Genomic DNA, 1298 nt, shown 5'->3' on the forward strand with positions numbered 1-1298 from the left:
TTCTTACCCAGGGTAGAGGCGCTGCTCGCCTCAACCCTGGGCTATGAAATCGCAACTCCTACAGAGTTGCTGCTGCTTGCGGGCCATAATTCATCGTTGATGATGCGCCCCCCAGGGTTATACATAATTAGTTTGTTGTCGATGATGTGCGCCTCAACAACCATGTATGGTTATCCCATCATGGACTGTGCGTCCCCAAGGGTTATACATAATTAGTTTGTTGTCGATGATGTGCGCCCCTACAACCCTGTATGGCTATCCCATTGTGGACGGTGCGCACCCCTGGCAACTCTGACGGAGTTGCGTTTCCCCAGCCCAGGGTTGCGGGCGAAGCACGCTACCCTGGGTAAGCGACCAACTAACCTTGCAACTCTGACGGAGTTGCGCTTAGCCGTAGGCGTTACTTGTAATGTATATGCCCATATACCTTGAATATGCAATCCCAAGAAGATACAAAAAGATTTGTGGCTTTTCAGGGCTTCGCCCTATGCGTCCGTGTGTGTCGGGAGATATCTCGAGAGCATGCTCTCGGATATTCCCCGCCACCCCCATCCGCGCCTGCCTTGTGGCAGGCTGAAAAGCCGCAAATACAAAAAGTCCGCCGTTGGCGGTAAAAAAAGTCCGGCTGCGCCGGTACAAAAAAATGATTACCTTATTATCTATCGGTAGCGTCATATAGATGGAATAACACAAGCTGCTATTCCTGCCGTGGTAACGCCTTCGGCTAATCGCAACTCTTTCAGAGTAGCTAAGTAGGGTGTGTTTCTTACCCAGGGTAGAGGTGCTGCGCCCCTCAACCCTGGGCTATGAAATCGCAACTCCATTACCTTTCCGCGTCGCACTGCGCCGCGCCGGTGACCGTTGGTTCAGAGTTGCCAGGGGTGCGTCCTGTCCACCATAGGCTCCATCCTAACCTTCCCCAAGGGGAAGGAAAAAAGCCGAAATGAAGGCCCCATCCCAGCCTTCCCCAAGGGGAAGGTGTGCACCACAACCTCCTCAAACACAACGAGAACGAATTCCCGCCCCTTGGGGAGGGTTAGGGAGGGGCTTACAATCAGCTGTTTTTTTACCGCCAAAGGCGGTCTTTTTTTACGGCCACTGGCCGCTTTTTGAAACGTGGCGGCTGTTGTCGTCATGCAAAGCATGGCGTTGGGGATGGCGGCGACGACACGGAGGAAAACTCGTTTTCCGACTGGTGTCACCGACAGCCACAAAAAGGCGAAGCCGACAACAGCCGCCATGGCTTTTTGTGTTTATATCAACCCCTAATAGAAGCAGTTATTAATGGATTAATCCCG

2 protein-coding genes are annotated in these 1298 nt (G+C 52.6%); one reads left to right on the plus strand and one right to left on the minus strand.

All coding sequences use genetic code 11. The features are described 5' to 3' along the window. The coding region (locus tag CIK95_RS13375) for a hypothetical protein (protein ID WP_216820590.1) at positions 1-216 on the plus strand (216 nt) is incomplete at its 5' end. A 650-nt stretch (positions 217-866) separates the two neighbouring features. Here the strand turns inward: CIK95_RS13375 and CIK95_RS11855 are convergent. Then, positions 867-1241, minus strand: a complete 375-nt coding sequence (locus CIK95_RS11855) for a hypothetical protein (protein ID WP_094467094.1) — start codon at positions 1239-1241, stop codon at positions 867-869. Positions 1242-1298: the final 57 nt, after the last annotated feature.

Origin of the sequence: Prevotella sp. P5-108 (assembly GCF_002251385.1) — a bacterium.
Taxonomy (GTDB): domain Bacteria; phylum Bacteroidota; class Bacteroidia; order Bacteroidales; family Bacteroidaceae; genus Prevotella.

Excerpts from the sequence above, each read along its gene's own strand:
- CIK95_RS11855 (WP_094467094.1), bottom strand. The coding sequence starts at position 1,241 with ATGGCGGCTGTTGTCGGCTTCGCCTTTTTGTGGCTGTCGGTGACACCA.